The 983-nt window shown below is 55.7% G+C and carries 1 protein-coding gene; it reads left to right on the plus strand.

Annotated features, from left to right (window positions below):
* Window positions 1-367 precede the first annotated feature (367 nt).
* A partial coding sequence (pilM, locus tag A3730_RS07485) for a type IV pilus assembly protein PilM (protein ID WP_156501052.1) occupies window positions 368-983 on the plus strand: 616 nt, incomplete at its 3' end.

The raw sequence follows: 983 nt of genomic DNA on the forward strand, positions 1-983 counted from the left end.
GCGACTGTAGATGCGCAGGGGGATCTGGTATTCCACCTCGCGAATCTGGCTTGCCGGGGGTAGCTGGGGAGCCAGATAGAGGTAGCAGGCGGCGAGCGCCGTCAGGCCCCCGCCGGCGCCGGCAATAAGGAGTAACAGCAGGTATCGGATCCAGGAGGGTAAACGCATGTTTTCGGCAACTACTGGCTGGGATCGGTAGAAAGGCCTAGCCGGCCCGTGAAGTGGGTCATTATATGGTGGAATGCTTGTTGTGATCTAATATCTGTTCTGCTATTACTAACTCCTAAAGTAATTCGACATAAAAAACGTGTAAGTGTATCTTTAGCAAGAAAAAACACTTCAATAATAACCAGACGGGACGACGACAGTGCTGCCTTTCCTCAGAAAAAAGGCCCAGACACTACTGGGGATCGACATCAGCTCCACGGCGGTCAAGCTGCTGGAACTGTCCAAATCAGGGGGCCGCTACAAGGTCGAGAGCTATGGGGTTGAACCTCTGCCGGCCAATGCGGTTGTCGAGAAAAACATCAGCGACGTGGAAGGTGTGGGCGATGCCATTGCCCGCCTGGTCAGCCGTGCGCGCCCCGGGGTGAAAACCGCGGCGGTGGCGGTGTCCGGTTCCGCGGTGATCACCAAACTCATCGAAATGGATGCGGATCTGGACGAGGATGCATTGGAATTGCAGCTCAAGTCCGAGGCCGACCAGTATATCCCTTATCCCATGGATGAAGTTCGCATGGACTTTCAGGTCGTGGGGCCGGTGGAAAATAACGATGAGCGGGTAGAGGTGCTGGTTGCGGCTTCACGTACCGAAAACGTGGAGATGCGCACTGATGCACTGGAAATCGGTGGCCTGCAACCGAAAGCGGTGGATGTGGAAGCGTACGCCATGGAGCGTGCTTTCCAGTTGATCCAGGCCGGTTTGCCGAACTCGGATGAGCTGGAAACCGTGGCGGTATTTGATATCGGCGCCACCATGACCA

This window comes from Alcanivorax sp. HI0044, assembly GCF_001634945.1.